We start from the raw sequence: 465 nt of genomic DNA, 5'->3' as shown, positions 1-465 counted from the left end.
TTCAGACTTGGTTTCCCTTCGGCTCCGAGCCTAAAGCTCTTAACCTCGCCAGTAAATGTAACTCGCCGGACCGTTCTACAAAAAGTACGCGGTTCCTCTGTTAAGAGAGGTTCCACAGCTTGTAAACACAGGGTTTCAGGTTCTCTTTCACTCCCCTCCCGGGGTTCTTTTCACCTTTCCTTCACAGTACTATGCTCTATCGGTCACTAAGTAGTATTTAGCCTTGGGGGGTGGTCCCCCCGACTTCCCACAAGGTTTCTCGTGTCTCGTGGTACTTTGGATCCCGCTCGCTCACTTCCGGTTTCGCATACGAGGCTTTCACTCTCTTTGGCTGGCTTTCCCAAAACCATTCTGCTACCTTTCATGTCACTTGATTGCGGTCCGTAACCCCAAAGGATAAATCCTCTGGTTTAGGCTCTTTCCATTTCGCTCGCCGCTACTTTGGAAATCGAAATATTTTCTTTC

At 49.0% G+C, this 465-nt stretch carries 1 rRNA gene; it reads right to left on the bottom strand.

From position 1 onward, the window contains the following. Positions 1-465, bottom strand: a 23S ribosomal RNA gene (locus BUB77_RS00025); the annotation flags it as partial.

This window comes from Anaerocolumna jejuensis DSM 15929 (assembly GCF_900142215.1).
Classification (GTDB): Bacteria; Bacillota; Clostridia; order Lachnospirales; family Lachnospiraceae; genus Anaerocolumna; species Anaerocolumna jejuensis.
Note: the sequence above shows the minus strand (reverse complement) of the source record. Positions and strands in the feature narration are given on the sequence as shown.